This is a genomic window from Salmonella sp. SAL04162 (assembly GCF_046551535.1).
Lineage (GTDB): Bacteria > Pseudomonadota > Gammaproteobacteria > Enterobacterales > Enterobacteriaceae > Salmonella > Salmonella enterica.
In genome coordinates, this window is record NZ_JBGDVX010000001.1 from 529602 (window position 1) to 552962 (window position 23361).

A 23361-nucleotide genomic window follows, 5' to 3' on the forward strand; every position below is an offset into this window, starting at 1 on the left:
AAACCCGATGAGTAAATTCCTGGACCGGTTTCGCTACTTCAAGCAGAAGGGCGAAACCTTTGCCGATGGGCACGGCCAGCTTCTCGAAACAAACCGGGACTGGGAGGACGGATACCGCCAACGTTGGCAGCATGACAAAATTGTGCGCTCAACCCATGGGGTGAACTGCACCGGTTCTTGTAGCTGGAAAATTTATGTCAAAAATGGTCTGGTGACCTGGGAAACACAGCAAACCGATTACCCGCGCACCCGTCCTGATATGCCAAACCATGAACCTCGCGGCTGCCCGCGCGGGGCAAGTTACTCCTGGTATCTCTACAGCGCTAACCGACTGAAATATCCGCTGATGCGCAAACGTCTGATGAAGATGTGGCGCGAGGCGAAAAAACTGCATCGCGATCCGGTAGAGGCATGGGCCTCCATCATTGAAGATGCCGATAAAGCCAAAAGCTTCAAACAGGCGCGTGGTCGTGGCGGCTTTGTTCGCTCCTCATGGCAGGAAGTGAACGAGCTGATCGCCGCCTCCAACGTGTACACCGTGAAAACCTATGGCCCTGACCGCGTCGCGGGCTTCTCACCCATTCCGGCGATGTCGATGGTTTCCTACGCTTCCGGCGCACGTTATCTTTCGCTGATTGGCGGTACCTGCCTGAGCTTTTACGACTGGTACTGCGACCTGCCGCCAGCCTCCCCGCAGACCTGGGGCGAGCAGACCGACGTGCCGGAATCCGCTGACTGGTACAACTCCAGCTATATTATCGCCTGGGGCTCTAACGTGCCGCAAACCCGTACGCCGGATGCCCACTTCTTTACCGAAGTACGTTACAAAGGCACTAAAACCGTCGCGGTGACGCCGGACTATGCTGAAATCGCCAAACTGTGCGATCTGTGGCTGGCGCCGAAGCAGGGGACCGATGCGGCGATGGCGCTGGCGATGGGCCACGTCATGCTGCGCGAGTTCCACCTCGACAACCCGCGCCAGTACTTCACCGATTATGTCCGTCGCTATACCGACATGCCAATGCTGGTGATGCTTGAAGAGCGTGATGGTTATTATGCCGCAGGTCGTATGCTGCGCGCTGCCGATCTCGTTGATTCGCTGGGGCAGGAAAATAACCCGGAATGGAAAACCGTCGCCATTAACAGCAACGGTGAAATGGTGGCGCCAAACGGTTCAATTGGTTTCCGCTGGGGCGAAAAAGGCAAATGGAACCTCGAACAGCGCGACGGGACTACCGGTGCAGAAACTGAATTGCAGCTCAGCTTGCTGGGCAGCCAGGATGAGATTGCTGACGTGGGCTTCCCGTATTTCGGCGGCGAAGGTTCAGAGTACTTTAATCATGTGGCGCTGGATAACGTCCTGCTGCATAAATTGCCGGTTAAACGTCTGCAACTGGCCGATGGTTCTTCAGCGTTAGTCACCACCGTGTATGACCTGACTATGGCGAACTATGGTCTGGAACGCGGCCTGAACGATGAAAATTGTGCTGCCAGTTATGACGATACCAAAGCGTATACGCCAGCATGGGCCGAGCAGATCACTGGCGTGCCGCGGGCGCAGATCATCCGTATCGCACGGGAGTTCGCCGATAACGCGGACAAAACGCACGGGCGTTCAATGATTATCGTTGGCGCCGGTCTGAACCACTGGTATCACCTCGATATGAACTATCGCGGGCTGATCAATATGTTGGTGTTCTGTGGTTGCGTTGGTCAGAGTGGTGGCGGCTGGGCGCACTACGTCGGCCAGGAAAAACTGCGTCCGCAGACCGGCTGGCAGCCGCTGGCGTTTGCCCTTGACTGGCAGCGTCCGGCGCGTCACATGAACAGCACCTCTTACTTCTATAACCACTCCAGCCAGTGGCGCTACGAGACGGTGACCGCCGAGGAGTTACTGTCGCCGATGGCGGACAAATCCCGCTATAGCGGTCATCTGATTGACTTCAATGTGCGCGCCGAGCGTATGGGCTGGTTGCCGTCGGCACCGCAGTTAGGCACCAACCCGCTGTATATTGCGCGTGAAGCGGAAAAAGCCGGTATGACGCCGGTAGATTATACCGTCAAATCCCTGAAAGAGGGTTCGATTCGCTTTGCCGCCGAGCAGCCGGAAAACGGTAAAAACCACCCGCGTAACCTGTTCATCTGGCGTTCTAACCTGCTTGGGTCTTCCGGTAAGGGCCATGAGTACATGCTGAAATATCTGCTGGGTACTGAGCATGGTATTCAGGGGCTGGATCTGGGTAAACAGGGCGGTGTGAAGCCGGAAGAAGTGGAGTGGCGTGACAATGGCCTGGACGGCAAACTGGATCTGGTGGTGACGCTGGACTTCCGCCTGTCGAGCACCTGCCTGTACTCCGATATCGTACTGCCGACCGCCACCTGGTATGAAAAAGACGATATGAATACCTCGGATATGCATCCGTTTATTCATCCGCTGTCTGCCGCCGTAGATCCGGCCTGGGAATCGAAAAGCGACTGGGAAATCTACAAAGGCATTGCGAAGAAATTCTCCGAAGTCTGTGTAGGCCACCTGGGTAAAGAGACTGACGTCGTGACGCTGCCGATCCAGCACGATTCTGCCGCTGAACTGGCGCAGCCGCTGGACGTGAAAGACTGGAAAAAAGGTGAATGCGACCTGATTCCAGGGAAAACCGCGCCGCACATCATGACCGTCGAGCGCGATTACCCAGCGACTTACGAACGCTTTACCTCTATCGGCCCGCTGATGGAGAAAATCGGCAACGGCGGGAAAGGGATTGCCTGGAACACGCAGAGCGAAATGGACTTGCTGCGTAAGCTCAATTACACCAAAGCGGACGGTCCGGCGAAAGGCCAGCCGATGCTCAACACGGCGATTGACGCGGCAGAGATGATCCTGACGTTAGCGCCGGAAACCAACGGTCAGGTGGCGGTGAAAGCCTGGGCGGCGCTGAGCGAGTTTACCGGTCGCGACCATACGCATCTGGCAACCAATAAAGAAGAAGAGAAAATCCGCTTCCGCGATATTCAGGCCCAGCCGCGCAAAATTATATCCAGCCCGACCTGGTCTGGTCTGGAAGATGAGCACGTTTCTTATAACGCCGGTTATACCAACGTTCACGAGTTGATTCCATGGCGTACGCTGTCTGGCCGCCAACAGTTGTATCAGGATCACCAGTGGATGCGCGACTTCGGCGAAAGTTTGCTGGTGTATCGTCCACCGATCGACACCCGCTCGGTGAAAGCGGTGATGGGGCGTAAATCCAACGGTAATCCGGAGAAGGCGCTCAACTTCCTGACGCCGCACCAGAAATGGGGTATCCACTCGACCTACAGCGATAACCTGTTGATGCTGACCTTGTCGCGTGGCGGCCCGATTGTATGGATGAGCGAAACCGACGCCAAAGATCTGGGCATTGAAGATAACGACTGGATCGAAGTCTTCAACAGTAACGGCGCATTGACCGCACGCGCAGTGGTCAGCCAGCGTGTACCGGCGGGCATGACCATGATGTACCACGCGCAGGAACGTATCGTAAACCTGCCGGGGTCGGAAATTACCCAGCAGCGCGGCGGTATTCATAACTCGGTGACGCGCATTACGCCGAAACCGACCCATATGATCGGCGGCTATGCGCAGTTAGCCTACGGCTTTAACTACTACGGTACCGTCGGCTCCAACCGCGATGAGTTTGTGGTGGTACGTAAGATGAAGAACATTAACTGGTTGGATGGCGAAGGCAATGACCAGGTACAGGAGAGCGTAAAATGAAAATTCGTTCACAAGTCGGCATGGTGCTGAATCTCGATAAGTGCATCGGCTGTCATACCTGTTCAGTCACCTGTAAAAACGTCTGGACCAGTCGCGAAGGTATGGAATACGCGTGGTTCAACAACGTAGAAAGTAAGCCTGGCGTTGGTTTTCCGAATGACTGGGAAAATCAGGAAAAATGGAAAGGCGGCTGGATCCGCAAAATCAACGGCAAACTACAGCCGCGCATAGGCAACCGGGCGCTGCTGCTGGGTAAAATCTTCGCTAACCCGCATCTGCCGGGCATCGACGACTACTACGAGCCGTTTGATTACGACTACCAGAACCTGCATACCGCGCCGGAAGGCAGCAAAGCGCAGCCGATTGCCCGTCCGCGCTCGCTGATTACCGGCCAGCGGATGGACAAAATTACCAGCGGGCCAAACTGGGAAGAGATTCTGGGCGGCGAGTTCGAAAAACGCGCCAAAGACCAGAACTTCGAAAACATGCAGAAGGCGATGTACGGCCAGTTCGAAAACACCTTCATGATGTATCTGCCGCGCCTGTGCGAGCACTGTCTCAACCCGGCGTGCGTGGCGACCTGCCCGAGTGGGGCTATCTACAAGCGTGAAGAAGATGGCATCGTGCTGATCGACCAGGACAAGTGCCGCGGCTGGCGGATGTGTATCACCGGTTGCCCGTACAAGAAAATTTACTTCAACTGGAAGAGCGGCAAGTCCGAGAAGTGCATCTTCTGCTACCCGCGTATCGAAGCTGGTCAGCCGACCGTTTGCTCCGAAACCTGCGTGGGCCGTATCCGTTATCTTGGCGTACTGCTGTATGACGCAGATGCCATTGAAAGCGCCGCCAGTACGGAAAACGAAAAAGATCTGTACCAGCGTCAACTGGACGTGTTCCTCGATCCGAGCGATCCGGCTGTCATTGAACAGGCGCTGAAGGACGGCGTGCCGCAGAGCGTGATCGATGCGGCGCAGCAATCGCCAGTGTACAAAATGGCGATGGACTGGAAGCTGGCGCTGCCGCTGCATCCGGAATACCGCACGCTGCCGATGGTCTGGTACGTGCCGCCGCTGTCGCCGATTCAGTCTGCCGCCGACGCGGGTGAACTGGGCAGCAACGGTATTCTGCCGGATGTAGACAGTCTGCGTATCCCGGTTCAGTACCTGGCGAATCTGTTGACCGCTGGCGACACTCAGCCGGTACTGTTGGCGCTGAAACGCATGCTGGCGATGCGTCACTACAAACGTGCGGAAACCGTAGACGGTAAAGTGGATACCCGCGCGCTGGAAGAGGTGGGTTTAAGCGAAGCCCAGGCGCAGGAAATGTATCGTTATCTGGCGATTGCCAACTATGAAGATCGTTTCGTGGTGCCGAGCAGCCATCGTGAACTGGCGCGTGACGCATTCCCGGAGAAAAGCGGTTGTGGCTTTACCTTCGGCGATGGTTGCCACGGGTCTGATACCAAATTCAATCTGTTCAACAGCCGCCGCATCGACGCTGTTGATGTGACCAGCAAAACGGAGCCGCACGCATGATTGAACTCGTCATTGTTTCGCGTCTGCTCGAGTACCCGGATGCAGCCCTGTGGCAGCATCAGCAGGAACTTTTCGATGCACTCGCGTCATCTGAGAACCTGGATAAAGAGGATGCCCAGGCTCTGGGCGTTTTCCTGCGCGATTTAACCGCGCAGGACATGCTGGATGTACAGGCCGCCTACAGTGAACTGTTTGACCGTGGTCGCGCCACATCGCTGCTGCTGTTTGAACATGTACACGGGGAATCCCGCGATCGCGGTCAGGCGATGGTTGACCTGATGGCACAGTATGAACAGCACGGTTTGCAGCTCGACAGCCGCGAACTTCCCGATCATCTGCCGCTGTATCTGGAATACCTTGCGCAATTGCCGAAAAGCGAAGCGTTAGGGGGATTACAGGATATCGCGCCGATTCTGGCGCTGCTAAGCGCACGTTTGCAACAGCGTGACAACCGTTATGCGGTGCTGTTCGATCTGCTGTTAAAACTGGCGAATACCGTTATCGACAGCGATAAAGTGGCTGAAAAAATTGCGAATGAAGCACGTGATGATACCCCACAGGCTCTGGATGCGGTCTGGGAAGAAGAACAGGTGAAATTCTTCGCCGATCAGGGGTGTGGCGAGTCGGAGATCTCCGCTCACCAGCGTCGTTTTGCCGGTGCCGTGGCGCCGCAATATCTGAATATCACCACCGGAGGACAGCACTAATGCACTTCCTGAATATGTTCTTCTTTGATATCTACCCGTACATTGCCGGATCGGTATTTCTGATCGGTAGCTGGTTACGTTACGACTACGGCCAGTACACCTGGCGGGCGGCTTCCAGTCAGATGCTGGATCGCAAAGGAATGAACCTGGCGTCAAACCTGTTCCACATTGGGATTCTGGGTATTTTCGCCGGTCACTTCCTGGGCATGTTAACGCCGCACTGGATGTATGAAGCTTTTCTGCCGGTCGACGTGAAACAGAAGATGGCGATGATTGCCGGCGGCGCCTGCGGCGTGCTGACGCTGGTTGGCGGTATTTTACTGCTCAAGCGTCGCCTGTTTAGCCCACGTGTCCGCGCCACTACTACCGCCGCAGATATTTTGATTCTCTCATTGCTGGTGATTCAGTGCGCGCTGGGTCTGCTGACCATTCCGTTCTCCGCCCAGCATATGGACGGGAGTGAAATGATGAAGCTGGTCGGGTGGGCGCAGTCAGTTGTGACCTTCCACGGTGGCGCATCCGCACATCTGGACGGTGTAGCCTTTATCTTCCGTATGCACCTGGTACTGGGGATGACGCTGTTCCTGTTATTCCCATTCTCGCGCCTGGTGCATATCTGGAGCGTGCCGGTCGAGTATCTGACCCGCAAATACCAGATTGTACGTGCACGTCACTGATTGTGCATTGACAAGCTTAAGTCACTGTAATACTGAGATGTATTCAGCAATATAGCAGAAAAAAATAGCACGGGCATGGAGGCTGACTTCCTGCCCGTTTTTTCGCACTTCTTGCCCATTTTTCCCTGCGTGAGCGGGGATAAGCACACGTTGAACCGCTCGGTGCCTTATTTTCGGCTGGGTAATATGACGTTAATAAGCCCCAGAAGCCGATTTACGCGCTCCTGAATTGATGCAGGCATCAACAAGTGGAGCCGATAACCATAACGTGGATATATTTCTCTCATTGCCTCATATGTCCGTACCGCTTCCTCCCACGATTGTGTTCGTTCGTTATCCTGCTTATATATCGCTTTCCATGGCGGGAGAATAATAACGTCAGTGGCATAGCGAAATTGGTTAATAGCACGATGTAACCGGTTGGGTATTGGTTCGCCCACCAGCGTGAGATAGCCTGCAATATCCGGCAGCGCACGGTCGTAGAAGAGGGGACGATCGGACTGTTCGGCCTGATACCAGGCATTAATATCCATTGCCTGCATGGCTTCTGCAAATCGCGCCGGAGAACGCCACGGCAGCGCATCGCCGTTTATGTCCATTTGTTGTTTGATAACAGCACGCCCGGATTCGGGCTGACAGTGGAAACCACTTTTTTCCAGAGCCGTAATCAGCGTAGTTTTACCCGCGCTGGGCCCGCCAGTAATGATAATGCGTGAATTCATAGCAATAGCCTTTATGCATTTGTAGTGAGGAAATTGGGGGTAGGTGTTGAAAAAGATCTGAAGGCAGCGGTTTTCGGATGTGAATGACGTGATTTGGAATAGATGTGTTCAGCAGCGGATGACGGGGGAAGGATTACTCAGCGCTGCGCGCTTCGCCCTTCGGGTCGTTGCCTACGGCAACGCTTTCTCGCTGCGCTCGAATCGAACCTTAGTCGAAGCTTCTCATCCTTCCCCGTACGGAGAGATATGAGACAGTGTGCTTAACGGGGATAAGATACGCGACGAGAGTGATGGTGGTGGGGGAAGGATTACTCAGCGCTGCGCGCTTCGCCCTTCGGGTCGTTGCCTGCGGCAACGCTTTCTCGCTTTCGCTCGAATCGAACCTTAGTCGAAGCTTCTCATCCTTCCCGTACAGAGAGATATAAGGCACTGTGCTTAACGGGGATAAGATACGCGACGGAAGTGATGGTGGTGGGGGAAGGATTCGAACCTTCGAAGTCGATGACGGCAGATTTACAGTCTGCTCCCTTTGGCCGCTCGGGAACCCCACCAGGGGTAATTCAAATTGTAGGTAAAGCTTGAAGATGGTGGTGGGGGAAGGATTATTCGTCGCTTCGCTCCTCAACCTACGGGCCGTTGCCGTTGGCAACGTTCTCTCGCTTTCGCTCGAGTCGAACCTTAATCGAAGGTTCTCACCCTTCCCCGACAAGTGCAAACTTCTGCATTGCTCATCGAGTTAACTACATCGCTGTAGTGAATAATGGTGGTGGGGGAAGGATTCGAACCTTCGAAGTCGATGACGGCAGATTTACAGTCTGCTCCCTTTGGCCGCTCGGGAACCCCACCATGGGGTAAATTCATTATGCTGCTTGCATTCTATAGCGGGAAGGATTATTCGGAGCTAAAGCTCCTCACCCTTCGGGCCGTTGCCTGCGGCAACGTTCTCTCACTATTGCTCGAGTCGAACCTTGAAGTCGATGACGGCAGATTTGCAGTCAGCTCCCTTATGATCGCTCGGGAACCCCACCACGGGGTAATGCTTAATACTGGCCTGCTTCCTTTCAGGAAGCGGGGCGCATCATATCAAATGACACGCCGCTGTAAAGCATTCCTTTGCCTGAAATGAACTGTTTGCGTACTTTTCATCCGTAACGGATTAAAGCTAATCAATTCATATTACTGACGATTAAAGAATAATCGTCCGATTGCCGTAAACAAAGACCCGCTGCGCCAGAACCTGATAAAGCGCGCGGCTTAATACGTTTTTCTCAACGTCGCGCCCGGCACGCATCATATCTTCTGCGGTGTAAGTGTGATCGACGTGAATCACGTCTTGCATAATGATTGGGCCTTCATCCAGATTATCATTCACATAGTGCGCGGTAGCGCCGATGATTTTCACGCCGCGCTCATAGGCCTGATGATAAGGGCGCGCGCCGATAAATGCCGGCAGGAATGAGTGGTGGATATTGATAATTTTGTTCGGAAAGCGCGCCACAAAACCTGGCGTCAAAACACGCATATACTTGGCCAGCACCACATAGTCCGGTTGATGAGCATCAATGGCGTCCGCCATCTTCGTGTCATGCTCTTCACGCGTTAATCCCTCATGGCTGACCAGTTCGAAAGGAATCTCAAAACGTTCAACCAGCGAGCGTAACGTTTCATGGTTGCCAATGACCGCAGCGATTTCAACATCCAGCCCGCCATAGTTGGCTTTCATCAGCAGGTCGCCCAGACAATGCGCCTCTTTGGTAACCAGAATCACTACCCGACGGCGTCCGGCGGGATTGAGTTCACGAACAGAGCCTTCCGGTAAGGCGCTGTCCAGATCGGCCAGAAGAGTGGAATCATTGAAGATGCCTTCCAGCTCGGTCCGCATAAAAAAGCGTCCGGTGCGATGGTCCACAAATTCATTGTTTTGCACAATATTAAGCTCGTGCTTATAGCAAATGTTGGTAATCCGCGCGATAAGGCCTTTTTGATCGGGACAAATAGTACGCAGAACTTTACGTTGTAGTGATTGCATTGCCGGAAAAATCCTGTTGAGAGTGTTTGTTGTATCGATACTGTCAGGCATCACTGGCCGCAGCACTTTTTAAATTTTTTGCCTGAACCGCACGGGCAGGGATCATTTCGACCCAACTGCGGGCGGGTACCGTCAATATAATACCACTGACCGTTTTCTTTGATAAAACGAGAGCGTTCGATAATCGCCCCGGTTTTCCCTTGTTCGGAAAAGCGCGCGATAAAACTAACATACCCTGTATTTTCTGCTTCTGACCAGGTATGTTCAAAAATAGTCAGGCCGAGCCACCTGGTATTGGCAAATCCGGCGATGATATCATCACGAAACGCGGCCGCATTGCAGGTTGGATGCCAGCTCTTAATTAAGTAATCTGCGTCTTTCATCACAAAAGCGCAGTAACGAGAGCGCATGAGATGTGACGGATCGGGTGCTACTCGTTCTCCGGACACAATACGACCACAACATAGGCTATACTCGTCAGCGCTACCACAGGGACAAGGCTGAGACACAATAATCTCCCTGAATATAAAAAACGGCGTTGAACGCCAGGGTGGCATTATGTTAACTGAGCAGTGGCGATGTTGCTACGTCTTGAAGCCAGGGGAAGTCGTTAAGTACGATGAGAAAAATGAAAATAGGGCTGGCGCTGGGATCTGGCGCAGCGAGAGGATGGTCTCATATTGGGGTCATCAAAGCCCTCAAGCAAACAGGCATTGATATTGATATCGTTGCGGGATGCTCAATAGGTTCACTGGTCGGCGCCGCGTATGCCTGTAATAAATTATCGGCGCTTGAACAGTGGGTATGTTCATTCCGCTACTGGGATGTTTTACGCCTGATGGATGTATCCTGGGGCAGAGGAGGGTTGCTTCGCGGCGAACGTGTATTTAATCACTATCGGGATATTATGCCCGTCACGGATTTTGACCACTGTTCAAGACGTTTTGGCGCGGTCGCGACGAATCTTAGCACGGGACGAGAGCTATGGTTTACTGAAGGCGATCTACACCTTGCCGTACGCGCGTCGTGCAGTATGCCAGGGCTGATGTCTCCGGTTGAACATAACGGTTACTGGCTGGTAGATGGCGCAGTCGTTAATCCGGTACCTGTTTCGTTAACCAGGGCGCTAGGGGCTGATATCGTTATTGCGGTAGATCTGCAACATGATGCCCACCTCATGCAGCAAGATTTGCTCTCTGTAAATGTCGGGAATATCAATGAAGAGAGCGATGATGCGCTGCCCTGGCATAAGCGTTTAAAAGAACGTTTCAGTAGCCTGACTTCACGCCGTGGCGTGAGTTCGCCTGGGGCAATGGAAATCATGACAACCTCCATTCAGGTGTTGGAAAATCGTCTTAAACGTAACCGTATGGCTGGCGATCCGCCTGATATTCTCATTCAACCATTCTGTCCGCAAATCTCTACGCTGGATTTTCATCGCGCCCATGCCGCTATTGCGGCGGGTCAGTTAGCCGTAGAGAAAAAGATGGACGAACTTATACCCTTGGTGCGTACCGACGTTTAATGTACCTTTTACGATCACTTAAGCAAATTCTGACAGGCGCAAGCGGCAATACCATGCCACTATTGATTAAAGCCAGTCAGGGGAGAGAACATGACGCAGCCATTGGTCGGAAAACAGATTCTTATTGTTGAAGACGAGCCTGTATTTCGCTCGCTTCTGGATTCGTGGTTTTCCTCTTTGGGAGCGACAACGGCATTGGCAGGCGACGGGGTGGATGCCCTGGAGTTGATGGGGCGTTTTACCCCTGATCTCATGATATGTGATATCGCTATGCCGAGAATGAACGGTCTCAAACTGGTAGAAAACTTACGTAATCGCGGAGACCAGACGCCTATTCTGGTTATTTCCGCAACAGAAAATATGGCGGATATCGCCAAAGCGTTACGCCTTGGGGTTGAAGATGTCTTGCTGAAGCCGGTAAAAGATCTCAACCGCTTGCGGGAAACCGTATTCGCTTGCTTATACCCTAATATGTTTAACTCGCGGGTTGAAGAAGAAGAACGCCTGTTTCGTGACTGGGATGCAATGGTGAGTAATCCGACCGCCGCAGCGCAATTGTTGCAGGAATTGCAGCCCCCGGTACAGCAGGTGATTTCTCATTGCCGCATTAATTACCGGCAGCTCGTCTCCGCCGATCAGCCTGGACTGGTGCTGGATATTGCGCCGCTATCTGATAACGAACTGGCATTTTATTGCCTGGATGTCACCCGGGCGGGCGATAACGGCGTGTTAGCCGCATTGTTGCTGCGAGCGCTATTTAACGGCTTATTGCAGGATCAGCTCGGCCAACAAAAGCACCGTTTACCGGAGTTAGGCGCGCTATTAAAACAGGTAAATCATCTGCTCAGACAAGCCAATTTACCTGGGCAATTCCCGCTATTTGTCGGCTACTATCACAGTGAGCTCAAAAATTTGATTCTCGTCTCCGCCGGATTGAACGCCACCTTAAATACGGGCGCTCATCAGGTTCAAATTAGCAGCGGCGTGCCGCTAGGAACATTGGGTAACGCCTACCTTAACCAATTAAGCCAGCGTTGCGACTCATGGCAGTGTCAAATATGGGGCGCAGGAGGGCGTCTGCGATTGATGTTGTCTGCGGAATGACCAAACGGAAGAGTGAGCGGAAATTGCTTTACCTGCCTTTCCCGACGAGTGTTACTATCTGCGGCAGATTTATAAGTATTTGTCTTAATTATACCAATATAAGTCCTTTTTGGACCTGAGGCTTGTTCTGGTACTGATATACTGGAACACGATACAGATTAATGAACACGTTCAATACATGAACAGTCCAGGAGAATTTTAAATGGCTGCCCTTAATTCGAAAGTCAAAAAAGCCGTTATCCCGGTCGCGGGATTGGGAACCAGGATGCTGCCAGCGACCAAAGCTATCCCGAAAGAGATGCTGCCGCTGGTTGATAAGCCATTAATTCAGTACGTCGTGAACGAATGTATCGCTGCTGGCATTACTGAAATCGTGCTTGTGACGCACTCGTCTAAAAACTCTATTGAAAACCACTTTGATACCAGTTTTGAGCTGGAAGCGATGCTGGAAAAACGCGTTAAGCGTCAGCTTCTGGAAGAGGTCCAGTCTATTTGCCCTCCGCATGTCACTATTATGCAGGTACGTCAAGGGCTGGCAAAAGGCCTGGGCCATGCCGTATTGTGCGCGCATCCCGTTGTCGGAAACGAACCTGTCGCTGTTATTCTGCCAGACGTTATTCTTGACGAATATGAGTCCGACCTGTCTCAGGATAACCTGGCTGAAATGATCCGCCGTTTCGACGAAACCGGCAATAGCCAGATTATGGTTGAGCCGGTAGAAGATGTGACTGCATACGGCGTGGTAGATTGCAAAGGCGTCGAGCTGGCGCCGGGCGAAAGTGTGCCGATGGTTGGCGTGGTTGAAAAACCAAAAGCGGATGTCGCGCCGTCTAACCTTGCGATTGTCGGGCGTTATGTGTTGAGCGCGGATATCTGGGCGTTGCTGGCGAAAACCCCTCCGGGTGCCGGGGATGAAATTCAGTTGACCGATGCTATCGATATGCTGATCGAAAAAGAAACGGTTGAAGCCTACCACATGAAGGGTAAAAGCCATGACTGTGGTAATAAGTTAGGATATATGCAGGCATTCGTTGAATATGGCATCCGTCATAATTCGCTGGGTGCTGAATTTAAAGCCTGGCTTGAAGAAGAAATGGGTATTAAGAAGTAACGATACGTTATAAATTTTTTAACAGAAGCGCTGGTAAATCCGGCGCTTTTTTTATGCCCGGGGTCGTCAGCGGAGAACTCAGGCAAAAAAAATCCCGCCAGCGGCGGGATTTTAAGCATCCAGGAAGTAAATTATTCCTTGATCAGGAAATCTTCCAGTTGCTTACCTTGTTCTTCCATTGCTTTTTTGATTACAGCCGGTGTACGACCCTGGCCAGTCCAGGTTTTAGTTTCACCGTTTTCGTCAACATAGCTATATTTAGCCGGACGAGCTGCGCGTTTAGCTTTGGTGCCGGATTTAGCGGCAGCCATGCTATTCAGCAGTTCATTCGGGTCAATGCCGTCGGCAATTAACATTTCACGATACTGTTGCAGTTTACGAGTGCGTTCTTCCACTTCAGCAGCAGCAGCGCTTTCTTCTTCACGACGCTCATTAACGACAACTTCTAATTTTTCCAGCATTTCTTCAAGCGTTTCCAGAGTACATTCTCTTGCCTGCGCACGAAGAGTACGGATGTTGTTCAGAATTTTAAGTGCTTCGCTCATTGTAGTAATCTCAAACTTATATTGGGGTGGTTTGTTGAGCTAATAATAGAGCGATAAATTCAGTTGTGCAATAGCCAGGAATGTAAGGAATTCAAAATTACGCTTTATTAAGCACACGTTTTAATTATCTCAACTTAAATTTTCCTTGAGGCGCCGCACAAAAAAGAGCTTATTGGCAGGGGGGATACTCACCGTCTGTCGCTAAAAATTTAGGAGTCAGGTCACATTTTATCATGATGAAATACGATCTCATTGCTGAGATATCAATCTCTTGTATTAGATTTCCTTACAAGAAAACCCTATTACTTTGCACCGGGTATGAGTAACGGTAACAATAAGTACAAGGTTTTCATATTGGCGGGTGATGATAAGCATTGTTGATGAATTTTAACGGCATAATTTGTGAAGGAATGTGTATATACCCTTCATACTTCAAGTTGCTTATGTGTTGGCTACGCTCGCTCACCCCAGTCACATAGTTATCTATGCTCCTGGGGACTCACTCCCTTGCCGCCTTTAAGCAACTCGAATTATTTTGGGTATAGTGAGCGATGTTTGTACAATTCTTAATACTCACCGGAGCGCGAGCCGCGCCGTCGCGTCGGTAAATTATGGTACAATCCCGCCAATCTTTATTTCACTCAGGTGAGGTCCTGCGACCAATGGCACAGCTATATTTCTACTATTCGGCAATGAATGCGGGTAAGTCGACTGCACTGCTGCAATCTTCATACAATTATCAGGAACGCGGGATGCGTACCGTCGTATATACGGCGGAAATCGACGATCGTTTCGGCGCAGGCAAAGTCAGCTCTCGTATCGGTTTGTCGTCGCCGGCAAAATTGTTTAACCAAAATACATCCTTGTTTGAAGAGATTCGTGCCGAGAGCGCGCGGCAGACAATACATTGCGTGTTAGTCGACGAAAGCCAGTTTTTGACTCGCCAGCAGGTTTATCAATTATCCGAGGTTGTCGACAAATTAGATATTCCAGTACTCTGCTATGGGCTACGAACAGACTTTCGTGGGGAGCTCTTTGTCGGCAGCCAATACTTGCTGGCATGGTCAGATAAGCTGGTGGAATTAAAAACTATCTGTTTCTGCGGTCGTAAAGCCAGTATGGTTCTGCGACTTGATCAGGACGGCAGGCCTTATAACGAAGGCGAACAGGTGGTTATTGGCGGGAATGAACGCTACGTTTCAGTTTGCCGTAAGCATTATAAGGACGCGCTGGAGGAGGGCTCACTGACGGCGATTCAGGAGCGTCATCGGCACATATGATACCTGAGGTAAAGATCGGCTTATAAAACGCCCTGTAGCGCTTTGGAGGTCATTATTCAGGCCTCCTGACGAAGCGCGTGCCGTGAGCACGTAGGCCAGATGATCAGCATAGCGCCTTCAGGCATCAGGTAAACAGGTAAAACAAAAAAACGGCCTCAATTGAGGCCGTTATTGTCATGCTAAAGCAGATAACGAATTAAGCGGATTTTTTCGCTTTTTTCTCTGCTTTCGGTGCGGCAACGACGTCTTTCTTCGCTGCAACTTCACCTTCGGTGAAATCACGACCGTAGTAGGTATCCAGCAGAATCTGTTTCAGTTCGGAGATCAGCGGATAACGCGGGTTAGCGCCGGTGCACTGGTCATCGAAGGCATCTTCAGACAGTTTGTCAACGTGTGCCAGGAAGTCAGCTTCCTGCACGCCTGCTTCACGGATAGACTTAGGAATACCCAGCTCAGCTTTAATGCTTTCCAGCCATGCCAGCAGTTTTTCAATCTTAGCGGCGGTACGGTCGCCCGGCGCGCTCAGGCCCAGGTGGTCAGCAATTTCAGCGTAACGACGGCGTGCCTGCGGACGATCGTACTGGCTGAAAGCGGTCTGCTTGGTCGGGTTGTCATTCGCGTTGTAGCGGATAACGTTACAAATCAGCAGGGCGTTCGCCAGACCGTGCGGAATGTGGAACTGAGAGCCCAGTTTGTGCGCCATGGAGTGACATACACCGAGGAAGGCGTTGGCAAACGCGATACCGGCGATAGTCGCTGCACTGTGAACACGTTCACGCGCAACCGGGTTTTTAGACCCTTCGTGGTAAGACGCCGGCAGGTTTTCTTTCAGCAGTTTCAGAGCCTGCAGAGCCTGACCGTCAGAGAACTCAGAAGCCAGTACGGAAACGTAAGCTTCCAGGGCGTGAGTTACCGCATCCAGACCACCGAACGCACACAGGGACTTCGGCATATCCATCACCAGGTTGGCATCGACAATCGCCATATCCGGGGTCAGGGCGTAGTCAGCCAGCGGATATTTCTGACCGGTTGCATCGTCGGTCACAACCGCAAACGGTGTGACTTCAGAACCGGTACCGGAAGTGGTGGTGACGGCGATCATTTTCGCTTTCACGCCCATTTTCGGGAACTTGTAGATACGTTTACGGATGTCCATAAAGCGCAGCGCCAGTTCTTCGAAGTGAGTTTCCGGATGTTCGTACATGACCCACATGATTTTCGCGGCGTCCATCGGGGAACCGCCGCCCAGCGCGATGATCACGTCTGGTTTGAAGGAGTTAGCCAGCTCAGCGCCTTTGCGAACAACGGAAAGCGTCGGGTCGGCTTCAACTTCGAAGAAGACTTCGGTTTCAACGCCAGCCGCTTTCAGCACAGAGGTGATCTGGTCTGCATAGCCGTTGTTGAACAGGAAGCGGTCAGTCACGATGAGCGCACGTTTGTGGCCATCAGTAATCACTTCATCCAGCGCGATGGGCAGAGAGCCACGGCGGAAGTAGATAGATTTCGGAAGTTTGTGCCACAACATGTTTTCAGCTCGCTTAGCAACGGTTTTCTTGTTGATCAGGTGTTTCGGACCAACGTTTTCAGAGATGGAGTTACCACCCCAGGAACCACAACCCAACGTCAGGGAAGGTGCGAGTTTGAAGTTGTACAGATCACCTATACCACCCTGAGAGGCCGGGGTGTTGATCAGGATACGCGCAGTTTTCATCATCTGACCGAAGTAAGCAACGCGTTCTGGCTGGTTATCCTGGTCAGTGTACAGGCAGGAGGTGTGACCGATACCGCCCATAGCGACCAGTTTTTCTGCTTTTTCTACCGCTTCTTCGAAATCTTTCGCACGATACATCGCCAGAGTCGGAGACAGTTTTTCGTGTGCGAACGGTTCGCTTTCATCAACGACCGTAACTTCACCGATCAGAATCTTGGTGGTTTCTGGTACGGAGAAGCCTGCCAGTTCAGCGATTTTGTAGGCTGGCTGACCAACGATAGCGGCGTTCAGAGCGCCATTTTTCAGGATAACGTTTTGAACCGCTTTCAGCTCCTGGCCCTGCAGCATGTAGCCGCCGTGGCTGGCGAAACGTTCGCGAACGGCATCATAGACGGAATCAACAACGACAACAGACTGTTCAGAAGCACAGATTACGCCGTTATCGAAGGTTTTAGACATCAGAACAGACGCCACAGCGCGTTTGATATCAGCGGTTTCATCAATGACAACCGGGGTGTTGCCTGCGCCTACGCCGATAGCAGGTTTACCGGAGCTGTATGCTGCTTTAACCATGCCTGGACCGCCCGTCGCAAGGATCAGGTTAATATCCGGGTGGTGCATCAGCGCATTAGACAGTTCTACGGAAGGTTGATCGATCCAGCCAATCAGATCTTTCGGCGCGCCGGCAGCGATAGCCGCTTGCAGAACGATGTCTGCCGCTTTGTTGGTTGCTTCTTTAGCGCGCGGATGCGGAGAAAAGATGATGGCGTTACGGGTCTTCAGGCTAATCAGCGATTTGAAGATCGCGGTAGAGGTCGGGTTAGTGGTTGGAACGATACCGCAAATAATGCCGATAGGTTCAGCAATGGTGATGGTCCCGAAGGTGTCGTCTTCAGACAGCACGCCGCAGGTTTTTTCATCTTTATAAGCGTTGTAAATATATTCAGAAGCGAAGTGGTTTTTAATCACTTTGTCTTCCACGATACCCATACCGGATTCGGCGACGGCCATTTTGGCCAGCGGAATGCGGGCATCAGCGGCTGCCAGAGCGGCGGCGCGGAAGATTTTGTCGACCTGTTCTTGAGTGAAACTGGCATATTCACGCTGGGCTTTTTTTACACGCTCTACGAGTGCGTTAAGTTCAGCGACATTAGTAACAGCCATAATGCTCTCCTGATAATGTTAAACTTTTTTAGTAAATCATCTGCGCGATACGTGAGTATAGACAGATCGACGATACTTTGTATAAATGCCTGAAATTCAGGTGGTTACTTAACGTCCGTTTCGCTCTGATTTACTAAAAGAGCTTCTGCGTTAGTATCATTTAACTCTAACGCGTTACGTCCAGGTGGCGTAAGCAAGATTACTCACTTCTGAGTAGCGATTGTGTGATCTAAATCAAGATTACGCAAAGCTGACACCTTTCAGCAGGCCATTTTAGCCTTTTATGTAAATTGTTAAGAAATCGTTGTCATGAAGAGTAAGTGGATTAGCATAACGAGTACATTAAATAACAGCGATGAATGGATGAAATTAGGTGTAGATAAGAGGTGAACTATGCGAATAAAAGGCGTATCTTCTGCGCGTTTTGATCATTAACGAACATTGACTTCATCCGGCTAACGCTTCGGAGCTAACCGTGATTCAACCGCTTTTTGATTTTCCTGTTTACTTTAAGTTCTTTATCGGGCTCTTTGCGCTGGTTAACCCGGTGGGGATTATCCCCGTTTTCATCAGCATGACCAGCTACCAGACGGCCACGGCGCGTAATAAAACTAACCTCACCGCGAATCTGTCGGTCGCGATTATCTTGTGGAGTTCCTTATTCCTCGGCGATGGCATCCTGCAGCTGTTTGGTATTTCTATTGATTCGTTCAGAATTGCGGGCGGTATCCTGGTTGTCACCATTGCAATGTCGATGATCAGCGGGAAGCTGGGGGAAGATAAACAAAACAAGCAAGAAAAGTCAGAGACGGCCATACGCGAGAGCATTGGCGTTGTGCCGTTAGCGCTGCCGTTAATGGCGGGGCCAGGGGCGATTAGCTCCACTATCGTCTGGGGGACGCGTTATCACAGTATCGCGCATTTGCTTGGTTTTTCAGTTGCCATTGCGCTTTTTGCGCTTTGCTGCTGGGGCGTGTTCCGTATGGCGCCGTGGCTGGTTCGTTTGCTGGGGCAAACCGGTATCAACGTTATTACCCGAATCATGGGGTTGTTGTTAATGGCGCTCGGCATAGAATTTATTGTCACAGGAATAAAAGGCATTTTCCCCGGCTTGCTCAACTAAACTCCCACCTGTTGATTTACAGGCGGTGCCCTAAGGGAGCCGCCTTGTGACATTTCCAGTGACATTCCCACGTAACACTTCTTACTTTGATAAGCATTCAGCATTTTAATGATAAAAAATACTAATATAATCTAACGATATTTATTTTTATTAATCAAACTATTATCAACATTACTGAGTCCGTGAGAAGCGGTAGGTCTGTTATTTTATTCACACCATACTCTGGGGCTTGATGAAGGATTATTGAAATGTTATTAGTTGTTTCAGCTCCATCGTAGATGAATGTGCTAAATAATGAGCATTTGTTAAATTTGTGTGTGTTTTCTGGCGCAGGTATATCCTACGATGTGACAGCGAGGTGGTTTTCTTTCAAGTTATTGATTATAAATAATAAATTAAAGCTTTTTAACATTCTTTAACTGTTTTTCTGGGCAGGAAATTTTCCATAAAAGAGAATTGGTTAACAAAATTGTAAAATGAATTGGCGGTTCAGAAACGCATTTGATACTTTTCGGCCAAACATTTTGCAGAAGATTTCACATTGTTGATAACTATTTTCATTTACATGGTTGTCAGAAATAACGTGCGACGTGGGCAGGTACGTCGTATACCGAATCGACGAAAGGCGATCGAACGAATCGTCAGAATAAATAAAGTCGGTGATAGCAAAAGCAGTGACAGACCTGGCAGTACACCACCAGTGCTGTACAGGAGCCCTGACGGGATTAAACAGGCTGGTAAAAACCAGTAATTATAATGAGTGGAGTACAAACACAATGTCTAACATCACGAAAAAAAGTTTGATTGCAGCGGGAATACTCACTGCGCTCATCGCCGCCAGCGCCGCGACTGCGGCAGACGTGCCCGCCGGTGTTCAGTTAGCCGACAAGCAAACGTTGGTACGTAATAATGGATCAGAAGTGCAGTCTCTCGACCCGCATAAAATTGAAGGCGTGCCGGAATCGAACGTCAGCCGTGATCTCTTTGAAGGCTTATTAATTAGTGATGTCGAGGGGCATCCTTCACCGGGCGTCGCGGAAAAATGGGAAAATAAAGATTTTAAAGTCTGGACATTCCATCTACGTGAAAATGCGAAATGGTCAGATGGTACGCCTGTCACCGCCCATGATTTCGTTTATAGCTGGCAACGCCTGGCCGATCCTAATACGGCATCGCCGTACGCCAGCTATCTGCAATACGGTCATATCGCTAATATCGATGACATTATCGCCGGTAAAAAACCCGCCACCGATCTGGGGGTAAAAGCGCTTGATGATCACACCTTTGAAGTGACCTTAAGTGAGCCGGTGCCTTATTTCTACAAATTGTTGGTCCACCCTTCAGTGTCTCCTGTACCGAAATCAGCGGTCGAAAAATTTGGCGATAAATGGACGCAACCAGCCAATATTGTCACTAACGGCGCTTATAAGTTAAAAAACTGGGTGGTGAACGAACGTATCGTGCTGGAGCGTAACCCGCAATACTGGGATAACGCCAAAACCGTCATCAATCAGGTAACTTATTTGCCTATCTCTTCGGAGGTGACGGATGTCAACCGCTACCGCAGCGGCGAGATCGATATGACTTATAACAATATGCCGATCGAATTATTCCAGAAACTGAAAAAAGAGATCCCGAATGAAGTCCGCGTAGACCCTTATTTGTGTACCTATTATTACGAAATTAATAATCAAAAAGCGCCGTTTAACGATGTCCGCGTGCGTACCGCGCTGAAACTGGCGTTAGATCGCGACATTATTGTTAATAAGGTTAAAAATCAGGGCGATTTACCCGCTTATAGCTACACGCCGCCGTATACCGATGGCGCAAAACTGGTAGAGCCTGAGTGGTTCAAATGGTCCCAGCAAAAGCGTAATGAAGAAGCGAAGAAATTGTTGGCTGAAGCCGGCTTTACGGCGGATAAGCCCTTAACATTCGACCTGCTGTATAACACCTCCGATCTGCATAAAAAACTGGCCATTGCCGTGGCGTCTATCTGGAAGAAAAATCTGGGTGTCAATGTGAATCTGGAGAATCAGGAATGGAAAACCTTCCTGGACACCCGTCATCAGGGCACCTTTGATGTCGCCAGAGCCGGGTGGTGCGCAGATTATAATGAACCGACCTCGTTCCTGAATACCATGTTGTCCGACAGTTCAAATAATACCGCGCATTATAAGAGCCCGGCGTTTGATAAGCTGATTGCCGACACGCTGAAAGTAGCGGACGATATGCAGCGCAGCGAACTCTACGCTAAAGCGGAGCAGCAGTTAGATAAAGACTCGGCTATTGTGCCGGTGTATTACTACGTTAACGCGCGCCTGGTGAAACCCTGGGTGGGCGGGTATACCGGTAAAGACCCGCTGGATAATATTTATGTGAAAAACTTATATATTATCAAACATTAATGGCAAGACATGGGACAACTGCGGTTGTCCCATGGTGTCTTTTTTCATCGCACTATAACGTTCCCTGGCGGATCTGTTTGTCACGTCCGGGAAGTAAAGGCACAGGCCAGAAGGTACGGGCAATGTTGAAATTTATTTTACGCCGCTGTCTGGAAGCGATTCCGACGCTGTTTATTCTTATTACCATCTCTTTCTTTATGATGCGCCTCGCGCCGGGTAGCCCTTTTACCGGCGAGCGCGCATTGCCGCCGGAAGTGCTGGCCAATATTGAAGCAAAATATCATCTGAACGATCCCATCATGACGCAGTACTTCAGCTACCTGAAGCAGCTGGCGCATGGCGATTTTGGACCATCGTTTAAATACAAAGATTACACGGTCAACGATCTGGTTGCCGCCAGCTTCCCCGTTTCGGCGAAACTTGGCGCCGCCGCTTTTTTACTGGCGGTCATTATTGGTGTCAGCGCTGGCGTGATTGCCGCGCTAAAGCAAAATACGCGATGGGATTATACGGTGATGGGATTTGCCATGACCGGCGTCGTTATCCCCAGTTTTGTGGTAGCGCCGCTACTGGTGATGGTCTTTGCGATAACCTTGCAATGGCTGCCTGGCGGCGGCTGGAACGGCGGGGCGTTAAAATTTATGATCCTGCCGATGGTCGCGCTTTCACTGGCCTATATTGCCAGCATCGCTCGTATTACGCGCGGCTCAATGATTGAAGTTCTGCATTCGAACTTTATTCGTACCGCGCGGGCAAAAGGATTACCGATGCGCAGAATCATCTTCCGCCATGCGTTAAAACCTGCGCTGCTGCCGGTTTTATCCTATATGGGGCCAGCCTTTGTCGGCATTATTACCGGCTCAATGGTGATTGAAACTATTTATGGCTTACCGGGCATTGGGCAGCTTTTCGTTAATGGCGCGCTCAACCGCGATTACTCGCTGGTGTTAAGTTTGACCATTTTAGTCGGGGCGCTGACCATATTGTTTAACGCCATTGTCGATGTGCTCTATGCCGTTATCGACCCGAAAATTCGCTATTGATACTGGAGCTCGCGATGATGTTAAGTAAGAAAAACAGCGAGACGCTGGAAAATTTCAGTGAAAAGCTGGAGGTGGAAGGCCGCAGCCTTTGGCAAGATGCCCGTCGGCGCTTTATGCATAACCGTGCGGCGGTGGCCAGTCTTATTGTCCTGTTTCTGATAGCCCTATTCGTGACAGTGGCGCCTATGCTGTCGCAATTTACCTATTTCGATACCGACTGGGGCATGATGTCCAGCGCGCCGGATATGGCGTCCGGCCACTATTTCGGCACTGACTCTTCCGGGCGCGATCTGTTGGTGCGCGTTGCCATCGGCGGGCGTATCTCATTGATGGTCGGGATTGCCGCCGCGCTGGTGGCGGTCATTGTCGGAACGCTGTATGGCTCGCTGTCCGGCTATCTGGGCGGCAAAATTGATTCTGTGATGATGCGTTTGTTGGAGATCCTCAACTCGTTCCCGTTTATGTTCTTTGTGATTTTGCTGGTGACGTTTTTTGGGCAGAACATTCTGTTGATTTTCGTCGCCATCGGCATGGTCTCCTGGCTTGATATGGCGCGTATCGTGCGTGGTCAAACCCTAAGTCTTAAACGTAAAGAGTTCATCGAAGCCGCGCAGGTGGGTGGTGTGTCGACCGCCAGCATTGTGATCCGCCATATTGTGCCTAACGTCCTGGGCGTAGTGGTAGTGTATGCATCGTTGCTGGTGCCCAGCATGATTCTGTTTGAGTCTTTCCTCAGTTTCCTGGGGCTTGGGACGCAGGAACCGTTAAGCAGTTGGGGAGCGTTGTTGAGCGATGGCGCAAATTCAATGGAAGTCTCACCGTGGCTGCTGCTGTTTCCGGCTGGCTTTCTCGTGGTGACGTTATTCTGTTTTAACTTTATTGGCGATGGCCTGCGTGATGCCCTCGACCCGAAAGATCGTTAAGGA

Annotated in this window: 17 protein-coding genes, 2 tRNA genes and 4 other RNA genes; 12 read left to right on the forward strand and 11 right to left on the reverse strand. The window is 51.0% G+C overall.

Going from position 1 to position 23361, the window contains the following annotated elements; all coding sequences use genetic code 11:
- Positions 1–7: 7 nt before the first annotated feature.
- Genes ACLJRH_RS02865 through narI form a run of 4 tightly spaced genes read left to right on the forward strand, consistent with a single transcriptional unit; the run spans position 8 to position 6670 of the window.
- The gene (locus tag ACLJRH_RS02865; RefSeq protein ID WP_000032890.1) at positions 8–3751 is read left to right on the forward strand and encodes a nitrate reductase subunit alpha; all 3744 of its coding nucleotides are present in this window, start codon (positions 8–10) and stop codon (positions 3749–3751) included.
- Positions 3748–5286 (forward strand): nitrate reductase subunit beta, encoded by a 1539-nt coding sequence (narH, locus tag ACLJRH_RS02870; protein ID WP_023137497.1) that lies wholly within the window; start codon positions 3748–3750, stop codon positions 5284–5286. Before ACLJRH_RS02865 ends, narH begins: the two co-directional genes overlap by 4 nt.
- The gene (narJ, locus tag ACLJRH_RS02875; protein WP_023137496.1) at positions 5283–5993 is read left to right on the forward strand and encodes a nitrate reductase molybdenum cofactor assembly chaperone; all 711 of its coding nucleotides are present in this window, start codon (positions 5283–5285) and stop codon (positions 5991–5993) included. Before narH ends, narJ begins: the two co-directional genes overlap by 4 nt.
- The gene (narI, locus tag ACLJRH_RS02880; RefSeq protein ID WP_000545592.1) at positions 5993–6670 is read left to right on the forward strand and encodes a respiratory nitrate reductase subunit gamma; all 678 of its coding nucleotides are present in this window, start codon (positions 5993–5995) and stop codon (positions 6668–6670) included. The genes narJ and narI overlap by 1 nt, the downstream gene beginning before the upstream one ends.
- Positions 6671–6837: 167 nt before the next feature.
- Here the strand turns inward: narI and ACLJRH_RS02885 are convergent, their stop codons facing one another.
- The 9 genes from ACLJRH_RS02885 to ACLJRH_RS02925 form a co-directional block, all read right to left on the reverse strand.
- On the reverse strand, positions 6838–7392 hold the full coding sequence (locus ACLJRH_RS02885) for an AAA family ATPase (protein WP_001088482.1): 555 nt from the start codon (positions 7390–7392) through the stop codon (positions 6838–6840).
- 116 nt (positions 7393–7508) lie between these two features.
- Positions 7509–7639, reverse strand: a non-coding RNA gene (locus ACLJRH_RS02890) — RtT sRNA.
- 44 nt (positions 7640–7683) lie between these two features.
- A non-coding RNA gene (locus ACLJRH_RS02895) (RtT sRNA) lies at positions 7684–7815 on the reverse strand.
- Between the two features lie 43 nt (positions 7816–7858).
- A tRNA-Tyr gene (locus tag ACLJRH_RS02900) sits at positions 7859–7943 on the reverse strand.
- Positions 7944–7977: 34 nt separating this feature from the next.
- Positions 7978–8109, reverse strand: a non-coding RNA gene (locus ACLJRH_RS02905) — RtT sRNA.
- A 44-nt stretch (positions 8110–8153) separates the two neighbouring features.
- Positions 8154–8238: transfer RNA gene (locus ACLJRH_RS02910), tRNA-Tyr, on the reverse strand.
- 28 nt (positions 8239–8266) lie between these two features.
- Positions 8267–8408: non-coding RNA, RtT sRNA (locus ACLJRH_RS02915), on the reverse strand.
- A 170-nt stretch (positions 8409–8578) separates the two neighbouring features.
- Positions 8579–9421, reverse strand: coding sequence for a formyltetrahydrofolate deformylase (gene purU, locus ACLJRH_RS02920; protein ID WP_001191156.1), 843 nt, complete (start codon positions 9419–9421; stop codon positions 8579–8581).
- A 50-nt stretch (positions 9422–9471) separates the two neighbouring features.
- Positions 9472–9930 carry a YchJ family protein gene (locus tag ACLJRH_RS02925; protein WP_001540172.1) on the reverse strand — a complete coding sequence of 153 codons (459 nt, stop codon included), beginning with the start codon at positions 9928–9930 and terminating at the stop codon, positions 9472–9474.
- 110 nt (positions 9931–10040) lie between these two features.
- Here ACLJRH_RS02925 and rssA point away from each other — a divergent pair, with 110 nt between their 5' ends.
- From rssA to galU, 3 genes are all read left to right on the forward strand, one after another.
- The gene (gene rssA / locus ACLJRH_RS02930; RefSeq protein ID WP_001230575.1) at positions 10041–10946 is read left to right on the forward strand and encodes a patatin-like phospholipase RssA; all 906 of its coding nucleotides are present in this window, start codon (positions 10041–10043) and stop codon (positions 10944–10946) included.
- 90 nt (positions 10947–11036) lie between these two features.
- Positions 11037–12050: a two-component system response regulator RssB gene (gene rssB / locus ACLJRH_RS02935; RefSeq protein WP_000193432.1), complete on the forward strand. Its 1014-nt coding sequence runs from the start codon at positions 11037–11039 to the stop codon at positions 12048–12050.
- 202 nt (positions 12051–12252) lie between these two features.
- Complete coding sequence (gene galU / locus ACLJRH_RS02940) at positions 12253–13161, forward strand: UTP--glucose-1-phosphate uridylyltransferase GalU (RefSeq protein WP_000729450.1); 909 nt, start codon at positions 12253–12255, stop codon at positions 13159–13161.
- Between the two features lie 131 nt (positions 13162–13292).
- On the opposite strand, the gene hns is transcribed toward galU, so the two are convergent.
- Positions 13293–13706, reverse strand: coding sequence for a histone-like nucleoid-structuring protein H-NS (gene hns / locus ACLJRH_RS02945; RefSeq protein WP_001287383.1), 414 nt, complete (start codon positions 13704–13706; stop codon positions 13293–13295).
- A 662-nt stretch (positions 13707–14368) separates the two neighbouring features.
- Between hns and tdk the strand changes: the two genes are divergently transcribed.
- A complete protein-coding gene (gene tdk / locus ACLJRH_RS02950) occupies positions 14369–14986 on the forward strand; it encodes a thymidine kinase (protein ID WP_000068097.1) in 618 nt (205 codons plus the stop codon).
- Between the two features lie 196 nt (positions 14987–15182).
- On the opposite strand, the gene adhE is transcribed toward tdk, so the two are convergent.
- A complete protein-coding gene (gene adhE / locus ACLJRH_RS02955; protein WP_000301678.1) occupies positions 15183–17861 on the reverse strand; it encodes a bifunctional acetaldehyde-CoA/alcohol dehydrogenase in 2679 nt (892 codons plus the stop codon).
- Between the two features lie 475 nt (positions 17862–18336).
- Between adhE and ACLJRH_RS02960 the strand changes: the two genes are divergently transcribed.
- The 4 genes from ACLJRH_RS02960 (at position 18337) to oppC (ending at position 23358) form a co-directional block, all read left to right on the forward strand.
- Positions 18337–18984 (forward strand): YchE family NAAT transporter, encoded by a 648-nt coding sequence (locus ACLJRH_RS02960; protein ID WP_000615840.1) that lies wholly within the window; start codon positions 18337–18339, stop codon positions 18982–18984.
- A gap of 776 nt (positions 18985–19760) precedes the next feature.
- Positions 19761–21392, forward strand: a complete 1632-nt coding sequence (gene oppA / locus ACLJRH_RS02965) for an oligopeptide ABC transporter substrate-binding protein OppA (RefSeq protein WP_023223272.1) — start codon at positions 19761–19763, stop codon at positions 21390–21392.
- Between the two features lie 122 nt (positions 21393–21514).
- Positions 21515–22435: an oligopeptide ABC transporter permease OppB gene (oppB, locus tag ACLJRH_RS02970; RefSeq protein ID WP_000911097.1), complete on the forward strand. Its 921-nt coding sequence runs from the start codon at positions 21515–21517 to the stop codon at positions 22433–22435.
- A 14-nt stretch (positions 22436–22449) separates the two neighbouring features.
- Positions 22450–23358, forward strand: a complete 909-nt coding sequence (oppC, locus tag ACLJRH_RS02975; protein WP_000979653.1) for an oligopeptide ABC transporter permease OppC — start codon at positions 22450–22452, stop codon at positions 23356–23358.
- Positions 23359–23361: the final 3 nt, after the last annotated feature.